This is a genomic window from Stenotrophomonas sp. PS02289 (genome assembly GCF_029960115.1).
Taxonomy (GTDB): Bacteria; Pseudomonadota; Gammaproteobacteria; order Xanthomonadales; family Xanthomonadaceae; genus Stenotrophomonas.
In genome coordinates this window covers 1-16,023 of sequence record NZ_JASCOZ010000099.1, presented here as the reverse complement: position 1 = coordinate 16,023, position 16,023 = coordinate 1, and the positions used below count along the sequence as shown (strand labels likewise).

The window sequence follows — 16,023 nt, the reverse complement described above, 5'->3', positions numbered from 1 at the left end:
GTTGGCCGGCCCTCATGAACGTTCGAACTCATGCATGGGCCGGCCAACGGCCGGCGCTACCGGACCTGTAGCCAGATCACGGTCAACGCGCCTATCCAGCACACCAGCACAAACCACGCCAGCACCGCATTCGCCCGCAATCCACGCTTGCGCACGATCAGGCTCACGATCAGCGCCGCCAGCAGGGGCACCAGGAACAGCGCGCTCATCCAGAGCCAGGGATGCTGTGGCATCACCCCTCCTTCAAGCTGCGCTGCGCCGCGCACGCGCGCGACACGGCGTCGCTGTAGTCGCCGTCGCGACCCTGCAGGCTGTCCGACTGACAGTCTTCAACCGCCACGCGACGCTGGTCGATTTCGCGCTGGCCGTCGGCCATGCCGTCACGCAGGGCGCGGGTGGCCGCGTGCGCGAGATTGCGCTGGGACGGTGTGATTTCCAGTTGCTGCAGCCGCTGGCGCAGGTCCCTGTCACCCGGCTGCATCGGCGCAAATGACAACAGCGCATCCAGCTGGCCGAAAAACAGCGCGGACTGCCGAGCGAGGTCGGCCGGCAGGGGTTGCGGCCATTCGGTGGCCGTGGGCATCGGCGGTGGTGCAACGCCCAGGTAGCGCGACAGCGGTTGTACCCGGAAGCCACGCTGCAACTGCTGCCGGGAGTGGACGCTGTCGGTGGCCAACTGTTGTATCCAGCCACTGACGCTGACCAGGCTGGTGTCCGCATGAATCACGTCGGTAATGCCCACCGGCACCGTTCCCTGCCAGCCGGGACCCACCACCAGATAGTCGCCCGCCTGGTTGCCGCTGCTGCGGCTGCTGATCTGGGCCGGGACCGAGGCCAGCAGGTCGGTCAACTGCATCACATAGGTGCGTGCGGCCGGCAGCGCGGGCACCCGCAACACCATCGGCTCGGCGCGCAGGTCCAGGCTCGCGGACACCGTAGCGCCGGGCTCTGCCCGGCTGCTCTCCGCAGAGACCATCACCCAATGCAACACATTCAAAGGCCCCTGATACTCCGCGCTTGCACGATCAATGTTCCGCGCATGCACCACGGCATAGCGCGCCAGCAGCGGCACCCCTGCCACATAGATCTCCCGCGCCAGCGCACGCCGCCCGGGCAGTTCCGACGCGTCAGCCAGCGCATCACCGGTACTGGGCGTGGTCGCACGCGCGGTGGATGCCGGACGGCACCCTGGCAGACCGGTCAACGCGGTGGCAGCCAGTGCCATCGCGAAGGCGGTGCGTTTCAGCGCAGCCATGTCCGTGCTCCCTTCATCGCGGCGCATCCACGACCACGTACTGCACCGTGGTTCCCATGTACTGCGGCTGGTACCAGCCATTGCTGCACTGCTGGTAGCCGATGCCGTTGACGATCACCGTGGTGCAGTCAGCCGGCAGGCTGTAGACGATCGACCCGATCATCGCCGAGGTCATCGCCACGCCAGCACCAAACGCGGCCGCATCCCAGAACGGGTGATCCCAGTAGGGCGGCGGTGGCGGTGGGGGACCCGGCGGATGCGGGCCTGGACCGGGGTGCGGCCCAGGTCCGGGGCCTGGCCCTGGACCCGGGTGGGGGCCGGGTCCCGGACCGGGATGTGGACCTGGTCCGGGACCTGGATGCGGGCCCGGATCAGGACGCGGACCTGGACCTGGTCCCGGACGGGGCGCTGGACCCGGACCCGGGTGCGGGGTGAATCCGCCGTGGCCGCCGCCGCTGAAACCGCCGCCGCCGAATCCACCCGCGTGTGAAATGGACGGATGGGCAAAGCCGCGCAGACCGGGCCGCGCGCTCACATCGGGAACGAGCAGGGCAGCGCCAGCAGCGACCAGCAGCGCGGTGAGCAGCACACGTTGCATTGCGATCCTGCGCATCTCAGCGATCTCCCGGCGCGGCGTCAGTGACCACGGCCACCGCCGGCACGAAGGCAATGCGGGTCGCATCCCCCGGCTTGAAGGTCACGTCGGCGATGCTGATGGCCCGCTGCGTGTCCCAGTCCAGTGTGGCCTGGTAGGTGGGCAGGGCGGGGTCGTTGTGGCTGGTGATCTGTACTTGTTGAGGCAGATGGCTGCGTCGCGAGATCCAGACTTGCCAGTCCACCCCGGGCTGGCGGAAGGCGAAGTGGTCGGTGGGTTCGCCGTTGATGGTCTCGCTGCCCACCCGCAACGCCGACTGGAAGGTCGTGGTCGGGAAGGCCGGTGTGCCCCACAGGAACAGGTCGGCCAGCGGAAACTCAACGCCCAGTTCGGTCGCTGCATCGCGCACCAGTGCCTGGCTGCTGCGGTCCAGGTTGTCCACCGTGGTGTAGTACTTCAGGCGCGGTGCGTACAGGGTCAGGGTGTGACCGTCATAGAACAGCTGGCGATGCTGCTGGTCGCTCACGATCTCCACGAAGAAGCGGTCCGCGCCCAGCACCTTGTAGTTCACCGTGCCGGCCAGTGAGAGCTTCTGGCCGTCGTCCAGCACATACTCGGTGCGGGTGGCGGCGGTCAGGGCGAACTTCGGCAAGGCCCGCAGCGCCTTGCCCATCTGTTCCACCGCGGCGATGGCCGCTGGATCAATGGCGGTGTCGATTGACGTCGCGGTCGCCGCGCGCGGCGTGGCGGCCGAAGCCGCGGGTGCGGCCAGCAGACCGCAGGCCAGGACGGCTGCCGCCAGCAGGTAGCGACGCGACAGTTGCATGGCACGCTCCATGACCCATGATTAGGGTCACTGTGCGCAGGCGGTGCCACGCGGACAAGCGGAGTAACACGGGAAAGCGGCCAGTAAAACTACCGAGGCCGCCGGGGGCAAGCGCAGCCACGCAGGGCGTGGCGTTACGGGTTGGGTTCGATTTCCGGTGCGGTTGCGCGGACATCTGCGATCCAGGTATCCACCGCCTGCGCCAGCACCGTCATCGGCAGCGCGCCGTTACCCAGCACCAGGTCATGGAACTGGCGGATGTCGAAGCGGTCGCCCAGCTGCTGCGTCGCCTTTTCGCGCAGCTCCAGCAGGCGCAGATGTCCCATCTTGTAGGAGGTGGCCTGGCCCGGCTGCACCAGATAGCGGTTTACCTCGACCCGGACCTCACCCTCGGTCATGCCGGTCTTTTCCTGCATGTAGTCCATCGCCTGCTGCAGGGTCCAGCGCTTGCGATGCAGGCCGGTGTCCAGCACCAGCCGCACCGAGCGGAACATTTCGGCCTGCAGGCGGCCCAGGTCACCGGCCGGGTCGTTGTCATACACGCCGGCTTCAGCCATCAGCTGTTCGGCATACAGCGCCCAGCCTTCGGTGAAGACGCTGGGGTTGAGGCTGCGGCGAAGCATGGGCAGCTGGGTCAGGGTCTGGCCGATGGCAATCTGGAAGTGATGGCCCGGGGCACCTTCGTGGTAGGTGAGGGTGGGCACACTCCAGCGCGTGTTGGCGGCCATGTCACCGAGGTTGATGAAGAACGTGCCCGGGCGTGAGCCGTCCATCGCCGGCGGATAGTAATAGCCGCCCGGCGAGGTCGCCTGCATGTGCGCCGGCACCGGCTGCACCAGCAGCTTTTGTGACGGCAGCAGACCGAAGTACTTCGGCAGGATCGGGTCGAGGTCGCGCAGGCGCTGTTCGATGTCGGCCAACAACTGCGCACGGCCGGCGTCGCTGTCGGCGTAGGTGTAGCGGGGATCGACGGCGAGTGTCTGCACCCGTTCGGCCACGCTGCCCTCGGTCAGGCCCAGCTGCTGCAGGCGCGCATCCATCGCTTTTTCCAGCCGCGCGACTTCGTCCAGCCCGATCTGGTGAATGGCGTCGGCCCCCAGGTTGGTGCTGGTGTACCAGCGCAGGGCTGCGTCATAGAACGCGTCGCCCTGTGGGCGCGACCACATGCCGGTATTGCCCGGGTTCGTGGCCAGTGCCGCCTCGCTGCGCTCAAGCAGCTTCTGGTAACCCGGGTTGACCGAGGTGGTCACGGCGGCAATAGCCTGCGCCACCAACGCGGCGCGCTGGGCAGGGGAGACGGCAGGCACCTTCTCCAGTTTGCGTTTGAACGAGGTCACCCACAGGCTGTCTTTCGGTGCCGGTTCGAGCAGCGTGCGGAACTGGTTGGCGGCTCCGGTCAGCGCCACCTCCGGCGGCACCACGCCTTGTTCGGCCTGCAGGTTGAAGTTGGCCAGAATCTGATCCAGCTTTGGGCCCATCGCATTCAAGCGGGCGATGTAGTTCTGTGCGCTGGTCAGGTCGGTGACCGGGATCTGATTGTCGAAGAATGCGGGCAGGTTGACCGACTGGCTGAAGAGCTGGTCGATGGCGTAGGTGCTGCCCCCCACCGGTAACCAGGCCGCGCTCCACGGCACGGCCATCAGGTCGATCTGCGATTGATAGAACCAGCGCGCCAACCCGTCGCTGAGCTGTTCCTGCGCATCCAGTGGCGGACCTTTCCACGCCTTCAGCGCGGCCAGATTGTCGGCCAGCAGCTGGCGGTTGACCTCGCGCCGCTCCAGCGAGACATCGGTGAGCTGGTCAGAGGTATCGCCCGCAGGCCCGCCCTGCAGGCCCAGCAGGGTGCGCAGCTCCGGGTCGGCGTTGATCGAAGCCATGGTCTGCGCATCAAGCAGGGCGTTGTAGGCGCTGGCTTCCGGTGCGGCGGCAGTGGCCGGTTCGGCCTGGGCGGATGCGGCGGCAGGCAGCAGCGCCGTGCCGACGGCGAGGCACAGGGCAAGGACAGTCGGGCGTGGCTTCACGGGCGGCGTTCCGGGCAGGTGAGTGCCTCGCAGCGTACCGTAGAGACGCGCCATGCGCGTCAATCGTTTTACGGTCTCGTGTCCGCCGGCCGGTCGGACACCTCCGTTCTATCCCGCGTTACGCCGCAGACGTGATCGGATCTGCGTGCACATCCACGTAGCGCACGTGGACCACCTCACCGGTCGGCCCATCGGGAATCACCGAACGCACCCGTCGCGGCGGCCCCACCAGCGTGACCTTGATCTGCCCAGGCCCCGCCTCAATCCGAACCCGCGAACCCACCGCGATGCCCACATGGGTCATCCATGCGCCATGCAGCAGGAGGAACGGCGCAGGCTTGTGCCGAAGGTGCGGCGGACGCAGCAGGCTGTTGCAGCACTTGCAGCGTTCGGCGCTGGGTGTGGTGTCATCGGTATCAACATCGGTATTGCGCATACACAGTCTCCATCGTTATGGAAAACCCCTCGCCGTTGCGGCGAGAGGGGTCGGGAGGTAAGTAGCCGTCCACTAGCGCACGGTGTGGCGTATTCCCCAAAAAGGGTGTTGTATTAACCACCCTCCCGACTCGGGATGCGCGAACATTATGGCTAGTGGAAGGGCTACTAAACCCGAGGCGAACAGTGCGCTCTCCGCAATCGCATTGAAACAGGCAAAAACGACGTGTTTTATGGAACCCCTGTGCGACAAGGGTGCTGTCGCGTCTGGCTTATCAGAACTGCGAACGCTGTTCCACAATCGAAGAAATCAATCGACGCGGCACGATTGATTCATAGACATCCGCACATGCGATGTGCGTTGCCCTGGTTGGGGCGGTCGATGGACGACCGCCGTTTAATCTGCAACGTCCGGTGACGCATGACCACGGAACGACGAGCAGCCACGCAGGGCGTGGCTCTACGTTCCCACCCCATGGTGGATCACGAACATCCCATCGGGGTCGTACTTCCGCTTCGCCGCCAGCAGCTTCGGGTAATTGGGCCCCCAGAACGACTGCTGCCAGTCGCGCTGGAAGAAGTCGCATTCCGACACATAGGTCGGCGCACTCGGCAGCACCGCGCGCAGCGCGTCGTACGATGCCTGCACGCGCTTGGCTCCGCGTTCGGCCTTCTTCTCGTTCACCACGCCGCCACTGCCGGCGTAGGCCGGATCGCCGGCGTTGCCGATCAACGCCAGCGCAAACGCATCCAGCACGGCCGGATGCATTGCGGTGTTCCGCGTTGCCTCCAGCGCCTCTTTGGGTGCCCCGAACAGCCCCTTGTTGCAATGCAGTTCCACCGGCATGTGCGCGGCCGCCGTGCAGATGGCCTTGGCCGCGGCATCGCGCTGCGCATCGTCCAGCAGTTTCGACGGCATCCACGCCGAGGCGTAGCCATGCAGGTACCAGCCGACCTGGCCCTGGTCACCTTTCCACAGCATGTGGATCGGCGGTGAACCGGGGCGGGTGTCGCGGGCGATGAACTGTGGCGCGTATTTGCGGAAGAACGCCGCGTCCCACATGTGTTCGGCAGGCAGGGCGGAGACCTGCAGCGGCTCCACGATCGTATACGCCGGGTGCTCACCCAGCCACGCGATGAACGGAGCCCAGGCTTCCTTCGCCTCGCGCTCGTTGATGCCCTGGAACACCATCGAGACCTGCAGGCAGCGCTCGTCATCAAAGCGTAGCTGCTCGCCCCAGTGCGGGTTGCACAGCGCGTCGCGGTAGAAGCGCAGGCTGTGCGCCACCAAGGCCTGCCAGCTGGCCTCGTCGGCGGCCTGCACCTTCAGGCCGACTCCGCCGAAAAAGTCGGGCAGGGCATGGGTGCGCAGGGTGATCCGGGTGACCACGCCGAAACTGCCTCCGCAGCCGCCCTTCAACGCCCAGAACAGATCAGCATCCTGATGCGCGTTTACCACGCGCAGCTTTCCGTCGGCCGTGACCACCTCGGCCTCCAGCAGACTGGCCGCCGCCGTGCCATGTGCCTTGGAGAAACTGCCAAAGCCACCGCCGGTGACCAGGCCGGTCACGCCGACGGTGGTGCAGCCGCCGCCCTGCACGTAGCGTCCGGCGCGGGTCGTGACCGCATCGTAGGCATGAATCCACATCGCGCCTGCGCCGAGGCTGACGGCAGGTTGGCCGGTGGCACCGCTGGGCGCACCGGCCGGCACGAACGCATCGTGCAGGTCCACCTGCTTCATCGCCCGTGTCCAGATCAGCAGGGAATCCGGTGCGCAGGAGGTGCCGTGGTAGCTGTGGCCGCCACCTTTCACCACCAGCCGCAGCCGGTGTTCGCGGGCGAAGTTGACCGCCGCCACGACATCGGCACTGGTGCGGGCGGCCACAACCTTGGCGCTGGGCTGCGACAGCCATGCGCCGTGGTAGCCGCTGGTCTGGGTAAGCGCCGGCTGGTCGCCGATATAGAACGGGTTTTTGATCTGTGCGAGTGCTTCAGCGCGGGTGGCTTCGTCGGCCAGGAACGGCGAGACCGGCGTGGACAGCTGGCCACCGACCTGTTCGGAGAGTGCATCCCACTGTGCCTGCGTGGGCCAGCCCGCTTCGCCTGGGCGCACCGTTGCGCGGACGGGGAGGGCGTTGGACGCCATCACGTTGGAGAGGGGCAACAGGGACAGGCCCAGGCCTGCCTTAAGACAATCGCGTCGATCCATGGCGCTGCTCCGGCTGAGAGGGAAGCAGCATCTCACAGAATCGGTAACAATCCGGAGCAATGTCTCTTTCTCTGTTCTGCATCGTGGTGTTCGCCGGCCTGCTGCATGCCAGCTGGAACGCCATCGTCAAGCGCGGCCGCGACACGTTGCTGACCACGCTGCTGGTGACCGGATCGGCGGCCCTGATCTCGGCGCTGCTGCTTCCATTCGTGCCCGCTTTGGATCCGCGCAGCTGGCCCTGGCTGGCGGCCTCCACCGTGCTGCAGGCGGGTTACTACGTGCTGGTGGCGCGGACGTATCGGGTTACCGATATGAGCGCTTCCTACCCCGTGATGCGCGGCTTTGCTCCGTTGCTGGTAGCGGCAGTCGGTGCAAAGTGGCTGGGCGAGGCATTGCCTCCGCTGGCGTGGGGCGGCGTCGGCGTGGTCTGCCTGGGCATTCTGAGCATGACCCATGGGATAGACCGTCGGCATCTGGCCCTGCCATTGATCAACGCTGCGGTGATTGCCACCTACACGCTGGTGGATGCCACCGGGGCGCGCGTGTCCGGGTCTGCTCCGGCTTACACGCTCTGGTTGTTCCTGTTGTCTGGATTGCCGTTGCCGCTTTGGGCGCTGTGCACGCGGGCCGCCCAGTTGCGCGTGTATGCACGCAATAACTGGGGATACGGTGTGGTGGGAGGCGTAGGGACGCTGGTGTCGTATGGGTTGGCGTTGTGGGCGATGACCCTGGCACCGGTAGCGATGGTGTCGGCGCTGCGCGAGACCTCGATTCTGTTTGGGGTGTTGATATCCGCGTGGGTGCTGCGCGAGCGCGTTACCCGCCGGCGGTGGCTGGCGGCGGGGTTGATCGTGGCCGGGGCGGTGATGTTGCGGCTGGCGTGACGTTCTCGCCGCTGCGGACCGCGCAATCATCCTGCGCATTCAAAACCACCACCCGTAGGTACCACGCCCTGCGTGGTATCCGCGCGAAGCGCGGCGCAAGTGTCCGCAGAGGGTGTGCCAGACGGCATCACTCGACACCGGCGGTCAGGTGTTCGTAACCTCGGAACGAAGTGCAGCCACGCAGGGCGTGGCTCTACGGTAGGTTGATGCCCTTCAGGACCCAGCAGGCGGCGGTGTAACGAACGCGGTCAGCAAACACGAAAGGCGCGAATGCGGCCTCAATGACATCCAGGATGCGCTCGCGCTCCGCCGCGTCCAGGGTTTCGCTGCGCAGTGCGGTTCCGACCGGACCCAACAAGGAGAGGTAGGTGCGCAGGTCGCTGCGCGCGATCTCACACGGCAAATCCAAGGCTGTGATCGCCACCTCGCTCCAGCCGGCAGACGCCAGAATGCCACGCACCTTGTCCGGGTCAGCGAAAGCAAACTGTCCCGGGCCGTCCGGCACACGCGGTGGCAGCGACAGCAACGGGACCGCAGCACGCTCGGCAGTGGTCATGAACGGATTGTCCGCCGAGCTGCGCCAGACCACCGCGTGCAGCGTGCCGCCTTGGCGGGTGGTCTCGCGCAGTTGGGTGAATGCCTCCGTCGGGTTGTCGAAGAACATCACCCCGAAGCGGGAGACGATGTGGTCGATAGACGCGGGGGGCAGAGGCGGTTTACCTGCATCGGCAGCAATGAAGTCGACCGGCAGCCCGGCATCGGCGGCACGCTCGCGTGCGACATCGATCATCGGGGCCGACAGGTCGATGCCGGTGGCATGGCCGTCGGAGCCCAGTCGTTGCGCGATTGTCAGGGTCGTATCGCCGGTGCCGCAGCCTACATCCAGCACGCGCCAGTTGACGTCAGGCGGAACGGTCTGCGCCAGATGGGCCGCAAAGCCGGCGAACATCTGGTCCAGGATAGGCTGAGCCCTTACCCAAGCCTGGCCGGCCGGACCGTTCCAGAGGGTGGACTGGGAGATTGCTGCGCTGGGCTGGCTCATGAAGGGTGCCGGGGTCGGGGGACAGGGGAACCTTACGGCCTCAACCGCGGTTGAGGTCAAGGCCTTCTGTAGGTACCCCGTAGACGCTGCGCCCCCGACTGGATAAAGTCGCCGCACATTCCTCAGGGGGAGGATGCAGCATGACCGTGCGTATCGCCGTCCGTTTGTGCGGGTGTGTCGTGGTGGTTCTGTTGAGCGGCTGCAGTGTGTTTCATGGCACGCGTATCGATGACATGCCCTTTCCGACTGTTCGCGCCAGCCCCGCCCAAGCCGGGGTGGCCGATGGAAGGCGGGCGTTTGCTGCGGAGTTTTGCAGGCAGTTGGCGACGGAGCCAAACATGGCTGCGTCTGATTGCAGTCAGTGGAGCTGGCCGATAGGTCACGCGGCGCAGATCTCGCCGCCGCCCGTGAATGCGCAGGCGGAGCCGTTGCCTTCCAGGCGCATACTGGTGGTGATTCCTGGCATCTTTGGCGAATGCGTGGCTCCTTGGGTCACGCCGTTCTCAGCGGATCATGCCGCGCTTTCGGAGCTGGGGTATCCGGTGGAGGTGATGCCCGTGCGCGGGCGGGCATCGTCGGCGCACAACGCAGAGATTCTGCACGCGCACCTGAGAAAACTGCCTCCCGATGCGCACGCGGTGGTGCTGGCCTACTCAAAAGGCCTGACCGACTTCATGTTGGCGGCGAGCCAGCCGCAAGCGGCGGCGTGGCGAGACCGTGTTTCGGTGCTGGTTTCAGTGGCGGGTGTGGCACAGGGCTCGCCGGTGGCCGACCACAACGAGCTGACGTATGAAGTACTGCTTTCCGGCGTTGACGTTCCGATCTGCGAGGCAGTTGATGGGGGCGGCGTCGCCAGTCTCACCCACCAGGAAGTGATGCCTATTGCGGATGCCTTCGTGGCATCGCGCCCTTCGTTTGCCACCTACAGCGTCGTGGCGGTTGCGCGGCGCGGCTACATCAACCCATTGCTGGATGGTGCGAACGAGTGGTTGTCGAGAATGGACGAGCGCAACGATGGTCAGGTGCTGATGGAGGACGCGATCATTCCGGGCAGCACGTTGCTCGGAGTATTCCGTGCCGATCACTGGTCGATCGCCCTTCCATTCGAGCAGAGCCCGAAGCTGTGGATGAGGCTGATGTCGTTCAACAACCGTTTTCCACGTGGTGCGGTGATCCGCGCCATCTTGGCGCACGCCGCGCCTGTTGCTGCATCCCATGTCACGATCAAGGAGGAGTGAATGCGTACATTGTTGCTGGCTGCCGCCCTGGTGGCTTTTGGTTCGAGCAGTGCAACGGCGGACGATGCGCCGGCGGAGGTTCTGTTTGTGGCGGACCCGCAGATTCACAACATGTACGGTGTTGGTCTGAAGCAGATGATGTTGGTGTCCGACCTCGTGTCCAATGTCGCGATACGTCATCCTGAGGTGAATATCGCTGCACCTTTAACCCTGCGCTATGCCCTGCAGCAGGGGCAGGCCCGTCTCGCGCGTGGAAAAGGCATGGTTGTGGTACTAGGGGATGGGACGAACATTGGATGCACGGGGGGAGCGGAAGCGTTCAAAGCAGAGTTTGATCGACTCGCGCAAGGTTCCATCTGGCTGCAGGCACACGGAAACCATGACAGCTATTTAATCGGCACGGTGAATTCGTATCGACCGGTGGAGGCTAACGAACTTGAACTGACTGGCACCATGCAATCGCCGCTGCCGGTGGATGAGAGCGCGTGGAAGCCTAGCTCTCTGGAAAATCTCAGCAATTGGAATAGGTACATGCGCTGGCGCAATTGGCCGGATGCGTGCTATCGCCCTTCAGTTGGAGGCTACCCAGCAGGAACTCCAATGAACAAAATTCGCTGGTTGGCACGGTACACTAAGTATCTGGAAAAGCATGGGCTCATACTGGAGCCGGCGGGCACATCCGAGGGTGGAGGTATAGCATTCACTGGAACGGCTGATTCCGGAAAGGCACTGCACTTGATGAACTATCAGCTGCACGGAATCTGGTATCGGCCAAAGGCGGCGACGTTCAGTACGCTGGAGGAGTACCAGGAGGGTTGGAAGTCGTTCATCGTCCAACGAGCGGATATTGGCGCGACACATACATTGGTCTTAATCGATACTTCCGTGTGCCCAAGTGCGAATGGTGGCTTGACGAAGTACTGGGGCAGTAATGCCGGCACGAACGGCTGTCTGGGAACGGAACAACTATCCGAAATCAGTGCGATGGTTGGTAGTATTCCAAAAGAGAGAAGCATCATCGTTGGGGGGCACTTTCCGCTTGTGGCGCTTGAGGAGGCGGAGTCCAGAAGCTTGTCCCGTATTCTGGAGCAGGCGCGCCCATCAGGATGGACCTATGTTTCTGGTCACACCCACAACTCATTGAGCGGCAGCATCTTTGGCAACGGTGTGGACATCAACATTGGGTCCACGACTGATTGGCCGCTGGAGAGTCACGTGATGCGATTTAGCCCTAACTCCGCGCGGGTTGTGGAAATGGACTCCACAGTGATTGGAAATCCACCGAGGGTGCTGAAGTACAAGCCTGATCGCCATTCACTCGGCAAGAGATCTGAGCTCTGTCGGCATTACAAGGTGGCAGAAGTGCTTGCAGAGGCGAGGTCGGAAGAACATCGAAATTACTGGAGATCGCCCTCCATCAGTTGGCGGGAGTGCAACAGGATTGAAAAGAACTGGAAGAGCAGTGCTGAAGAATTGATTGGCTTCCAACAGCGGATTTCCAACAGATTCGACGAGCCGGATGGGCTTTACCGGGATTTCATTCTCTCCATCGCTGCCGGTGCGAGCTACGAGGAATTTACTTCATTCAGTATTGGTAAGAAGGCGGAGGATAAATGGAGAAAGTTCGCTCGCCCCCGGCCCGCCAGCATCGTGACTATCCCTGGCGCTCCAGATTAGACCTGTGTTAGGCACAGCGTCCCAAAAGAGCAGCCGGGCAGAGCCCGGCTCTACTACGGTGATGCGAACTCCACCAGCAGCTTTACGTTCAAGACCACAATCACTCCGGCAATCATCCACGCCAGCGTCAACAACCAGCGCGGGGCGACCAGCGCACCCATCTTCGCCTTGTTCCCGACAAACATCACCAGCGGAATTACCGCGAACGGCAACTGCATGGAAAGTACCACCTGGCTGAGCACCAGCAGCTTGGCGGTGCCTTGCTCGCCATACAGCGCGGTCACCACCACCACCGGCACGATGGCGATGCCGCGGGTCAGCAGGCGCCGCATCCAGGGCGCGATGCGCAGGCGCAGGAAGCCCTCCATCACGATCTGCCCGGCCAGCGTGGCGGTGACGGTGGAATTGATGCCGGAGGCGAGCAAGGCCACCGCGAACAAGGTCGAGGCCAGTCCCACCCCCAGCATCGGGGCCAGCAGTTCGTAGGCCTGCTCGATCTCCTGCACGTCGGTGCGGCCGTTGGCATGGAACACCGCTGCGGCCAGGATCAGGATTGCGGCGTTGATGAACAACGCCAGCATCAGCGCCAGCGTGCTGTCGGTGACCGCCCAACGCAGCGCGCCGCGACGACCGGCATCGGTGCGCGGGTAGGCGCGGGTCTGCACGATGGACGAATGCAGGTACAGATTGTGCGGCATCACCGTCGCCCCGATGATGCCGATGGCCAGGTACAGCGCATGCGGGTTGGTCACCACCTCCGCACGCGGAATGAAGCCGCTCAACACGTCGTGCAGGGGTGGCGCGGCCAGTGCGATCTGCACCGCGAAGCAGCCGAAGATCACCAGCAGCAATGCGATCACGAACGCCTCCAGTGCGCGGAAGCCGCGATGCATCAGCCACAGCACCAGGACGACATCGATGGCGGTGATGATCGCGCCGGCCACCAGCGGCAGCCCGAACAGCAGCTTCAAGGCAATGGCGGTGCCGATCACCTCGGCCAGGTCGCAGGCGATGATCGCCACTTCGCACAGCAGCCACAGGCACAGGTTGACCGGTTTGCTGAAATGGACGCGGCAGGCCTGGGCGAGGTCGCGGCCGGTGGCGATGCCCAGGCGGGCAGACAACCCCTGCAGCACGATGGCCATCAGATTGGAGACCAGAATCACCGAGAGCAGCAGGTAGCCGAACTGCGCGCCGCCGGCGATGTCGGTGGCCCAGTTGCCCGGGTCCATGTAGCCCACCGAGACCATGTAGCCCGGGCCGAGGAAGGCGAGCAGGCGGAACCACCAATGGCCGCCTTGCGGGACGGCGACGCTGGCGTTCATCTCGCCCAGGCTGGGCGAGGCGGCAGAGGGGGGAGGGGGCGGGTTCATGGCCCGAATATAGCAGGGGCTATGTTATGAAGGTGGTGCAAAGTGTGGCGCGGTGTTGGGATTGCGGTTGCCGTCGGGTTTGCTGACCTGGCGCATGCCGTGGGTGCGGGGCAGGGCCAGCTTCATGGCATCGATGAAGGCGCGCAGCCGGCTGGGCATCTGCCGGCTGGAGGGGAACACCAGGTACACCGGTAATGCGGGCGCTTCCCAGCCGGGCACCAGCTGCACCAGCCGTCCCTCGCGCAGATCCGCTTCCACCAGCCATGACGACACCACCGCCGCGCCCAGTCCGGCCACGGCCGCCTGCCGGGCCACGAACAGATTGCCGGTCAGCAGGCGTGGCTGGATGTCCACCCGCAGCGCGGGTCCCTGGTCGGCAGGCAGCAGGGTGAGGTGTTCCCGGTAGTACTTGGTCAGCGCGATCCACGGCAAGGTCGGCAACCGGTCCGGATCCGCCGGGTCGCCGTCGCCGACCACCGAAGGCGCGGCGATCACGATGCGCGGCACGTCAGCGAGGTGCACCGCGACCAGCTGCGGCTCGGTCACCGGCCCAACCCGGATGGCGCAGTCGATGGCATCGGCAATGAAGTTGGGCGGCTCGTCGTCCAGTACCCATTCCAGCGATACCTGCGGGTGACGGGCCAGGAACTGCAGCATCGGGTCCAGCAACTGCGCCTGGCCAAAGGCATGCGGCACGACCACCCGCAGCCTGCCTTGCGGCTCGTCGGCCTCGCCACGCAGATCCGCCTGGATGGCGTCCCATTCTTCAACGAGGCTGCGTGCATGGGCATAGCAGCGCTGGCCATCCTCGGTGAGCATCATCTGGTGGGTGGAGCGCTGCAGCAGATGCAGCCCGAACAGCCGCTCCAGTGCCTGCAGGCGGCGGCTGACGGTGGGCTGGGTGGTGCCGAGCTGGGCGGCGGCGGCCGAAAGACTGCCGGTATCGACAATGCGCACGAAGGTGCGCAGCAGGTCGATCCGGTCGGCACCGGCGGCGCTGGCAGAGGTGCTCATACAACCTTCGTATGACGGATATGTACCCAAGCCTACTACACGGCTTGGCGAATGAGGCGGATGCTTCCCGCCAACTTCCTCCCCCTTGGAATGGCTCATGTCCACAACGCATATCCACGCGGCGGCACGCCCCGCCCACGGTCTGCCGACCCGGCTGATCGTCTCGCTGGCGGCCGGTGCCGGCTTTTCAGTCGCGTCCATCTATTACAGCCAGCCGATGCTGGGCGTCATCAGCGGCGGACTGGGCAGCAGCGAGCAGGCCACCGGCATGGTGCCGACGCTGACCCAGCTGGGCTATGCGCTGGGCATTCTGCTGCTGGCACCGCTGGGCGACCGCTTCGACCGGCGCAGGCTGATTCTGGTGAAGTCGCTGGTGCTGGCGGCGGCCCTGACCTTCGCGGCGGTATCCGGCAACCTGCCGACGCTGCTGCTGGCCAGCCTGCTGGTGGGTCTGATGGCGACCGTGGCGCAGGACGTGGTGCCGGCCGCGGCGGTGCTGGCCCCGGAAGCGCATCGCGGTGCGGTGGTGGGAAAGGTGATGACCGGCCTGCTGCTGGGCATTCTGCTGTCGCGGGTCGCCAGTGGGCTGGTAGCCGAATGGCTGGGCTGGCGGGCGATGTTCGGGCTGGCGGCCGGCTCGGTGGTGCTGATGGCGCTGGCATTGGCACGTGAGCTGCCCCACATGGCTCCGACTACCAAGCTGGCGTACCCGGCGTTGCTGCGTTCGCTGTATGGCCTGTGGAAGGGTCAGCCGCAACTGCGTCGTGCGGTGTACGCGCAGGGGCTGCTGGCGGTGGGTTTCAGCGCGTTCTGGTCGACCCTGGCGGTGATGCTGCATACCCGTTATGGCCTGGGTAGCGCGGTGGCCGGTGCGTTTGGCATTGCCGGTGCGGCCGGTGCTTTGGCGGCACCGCTGGCGGGTCGCTGGGCAGACACGCTCGGCAGCCATGCAGTGGCGCGCATCGCCATCCTGATCGCGCTGGGTGGGTTTGGGTTGTTGCTGCTGGATCCGCTGCTGCCGCGCGTGGCGATTTTGCCGCTGCTGGCGGTGAGCGCGGTGGTGTTTGATTTCGGGTTCCAGTCGGCGCTGGTCTCACACCAGACCCTGGTTTACGGGTTGGCACCGGAGGCGCGCAGCCGGTTGAACGCGCTGTTGTTCACCGGTGTATTCCTGGGCATGGCCAGCGGTGGTGCCTTGGGTGCCGTGGCCTTGGCGCAGTGGGGCTGGATGGGCGTGGCCGGACTGGCGGTGGTGGCGGCGACGGCGAGTCTGGTGCAGCGGTTGCGTTGATGGTTGCGAGGGCCGGCCAACGGCCGGCGCTACCGGATGGTCGCGCGTATTCCGCATGAGGGCGCGCATTGCGGATGCCGCGCGCGATTCGGATGGTCGTTCGCGGTTTGACCCGGTAGCGGGGGGCCGGGGGCGGGCCCCGCCGCGCGGGCCGCCCCCCCGG

General features: G+C 65.3%; 14 protein-coding genes. 4 read left to right on the top strand and 10 right to left on the bottom strand.

Translation table 11 applies throughout. The features are described from left to right. Positions 1-56: 56 nt before the first annotated feature. The 7 genes from QMX83_RS14095 to QMX83_RS14065 form a co-directional block, all read right to left on the bottom strand. Positions 57-233 (bottom strand): hypothetical protein, encoded by a 177-nt coding sequence (locus tag QMX83_RS14095; protein WP_282297272.1) that lies wholly within the window; start codon positions 231-233, stop codon positions 57-59. After that, positions 233-1,255, bottom strand: coding sequence for a DUF1254 domain-containing protein (locus QMX83_RS14090; RefSeq protein WP_282297271.1), 1,023 nt, complete (start codon positions 1,253-1,255; stop codon positions 233-235). The genes QMX83_RS14095 and QMX83_RS14090 overlap by 1 nt, the downstream gene beginning before the upstream one ends. A 13-nt stretch (positions 1,256-1,268) precedes the next feature. Then, complete coding sequence (locus tag QMX83_RS14085) at positions 1,269-1,436, bottom strand: hypothetical protein (RefSeq protein WP_282297273.1); 168 nt, start codon at positions 1,434-1,436, stop codon at positions 1,269-1,271. A gap of 433 nt (positions 1,437-1,869) precedes the next feature. Beyond that, positions 1,870-2,676 carry a DUF2092 domain-containing protein gene (locus QMX83_RS14080; protein ID WP_282297270.1) on the bottom strand — a complete coding sequence of 269 codons (807 nt, stop codon included), beginning with the start codon at positions 2,674-2,676 and terminating at the stop codon, positions 1,870-1,872. Between the two features lie 134 nt (positions 2,677-2,810). After that, positions 2,811-4,697, bottom strand: coding sequence for a DUF885 domain-containing protein (locus QMX83_RS14075; RefSeq protein WP_282297269.1), 1,887 nt, complete (start codon positions 4,695-4,697; stop codon positions 2,811-2,813). A gap of 118 nt (positions 4,698-4,815) precedes the next feature. Beyond that, the gene (locus QMX83_RS14070; RefSeq protein WP_282297268.1) at positions 4,816-5,133 is read right to left on the bottom strand and encodes a hypothetical protein; all 318 of its coding nucleotides are present in this window, start codon (positions 5,131-5,133) and stop codon (positions 4,816-4,818) included. A gap of 459 nt (positions 5,134-5,592) precedes the next feature. Beyond that, positions 5,593-7,341 (bottom strand): FAD-binding oxidoreductase, encoded by a 1,749-nt coding sequence (locus tag QMX83_RS14065; protein WP_282297267.1) that lies wholly within the window; start codon positions 7,339-7,341, stop codon positions 5,593-5,595. Between the two features lie 59 nt (positions 7,342-7,400). Here QMX83_RS14065 and QMX83_RS14060 point away from each other — a divergent pair, with 59 nt between their 5' ends. Further along, positions 7,401-8,225, top strand: a complete 825-nt coding sequence (locus tag QMX83_RS14060; RefSeq protein ID WP_282297266.1) for a DMT family transporter — start codon at positions 7,401-7,403, stop codon at positions 8,223-8,225. Between the two features lie 193 nt (positions 8,226-8,418). Here the strand turns inward: QMX83_RS14060 and QMX83_RS14055 are convergent, their stop codons facing one another. Further along, on the bottom strand, positions 8,419-9,267 hold the full coding sequence (locus QMX83_RS14055; protein ID WP_282297265.1) for a class I SAM-dependent methyltransferase: 849 nt from the start codon (positions 9,265-9,267) through the stop codon (positions 8,419-8,421). Positions 9,268-9,407: 140 nt separating this feature from the next. On the opposite strand from QMX83_RS14055, the gene QMX83_RS14050 reads away from it, so the two are divergent. Together QMX83_RS14050 and QMX83_RS14045 are read left to right on the top strand one after the other, a co-directional pair. Next, positions 9,408-10,505, top strand: a complete 1,098-nt coding sequence (locus QMX83_RS14050) for a hypothetical protein (RefSeq protein ID WP_282297264.1) — start codon at positions 9,408-9,410, stop codon at positions 10,503-10,505. After that, positions 10,506-12,182, top strand: coding sequence for a hypothetical protein (locus QMX83_RS14045; RefSeq protein WP_282297263.1), 1,677 nt, complete (start codon positions 10,506-10,508; stop codon positions 12,180-12,182). It abuts the gene before it with no gap. Between the two features lie 53 nt (positions 12,183-12,235). Here the strand turns inward: QMX83_RS14045 and QMX83_RS14040 are convergent, their stop codons facing one another. Further along, on the bottom strand, positions 12,236-13,555 hold the full coding sequence (locus QMX83_RS14040; RefSeq protein WP_282297262.1) for an Nramp family divalent metal transporter: 1,320 nt from the start codon (positions 13,553-13,555) through the stop codon (positions 12,236-12,238). 24 nt (positions 13,556-13,579) lie between these two features. Beyond that, the gene (locus QMX83_RS14035) at positions 13,580-14,569 is read right to left on the bottom strand and encodes a LysR family transcriptional regulator (RefSeq protein WP_282297261.1); all 990 of its coding nucleotides are present in this window, start codon (positions 14,567-14,569) and stop codon (positions 13,580-13,582) included. Positions 14,570-14,666: 97 nt separating this feature from the next. Between QMX83_RS14035 and QMX83_RS14030 the strand changes: the two genes are divergently transcribed. Beyond that, complete coding sequence (locus QMX83_RS14030; protein WP_282297260.1) at positions 14,667-15,860, top strand: MFS transporter; 1,194 nt, start codon at positions 14,667-14,669, stop codon at positions 15,858-15,860. Positions 15,861-16,023: the final 163 nt, after the last annotated feature.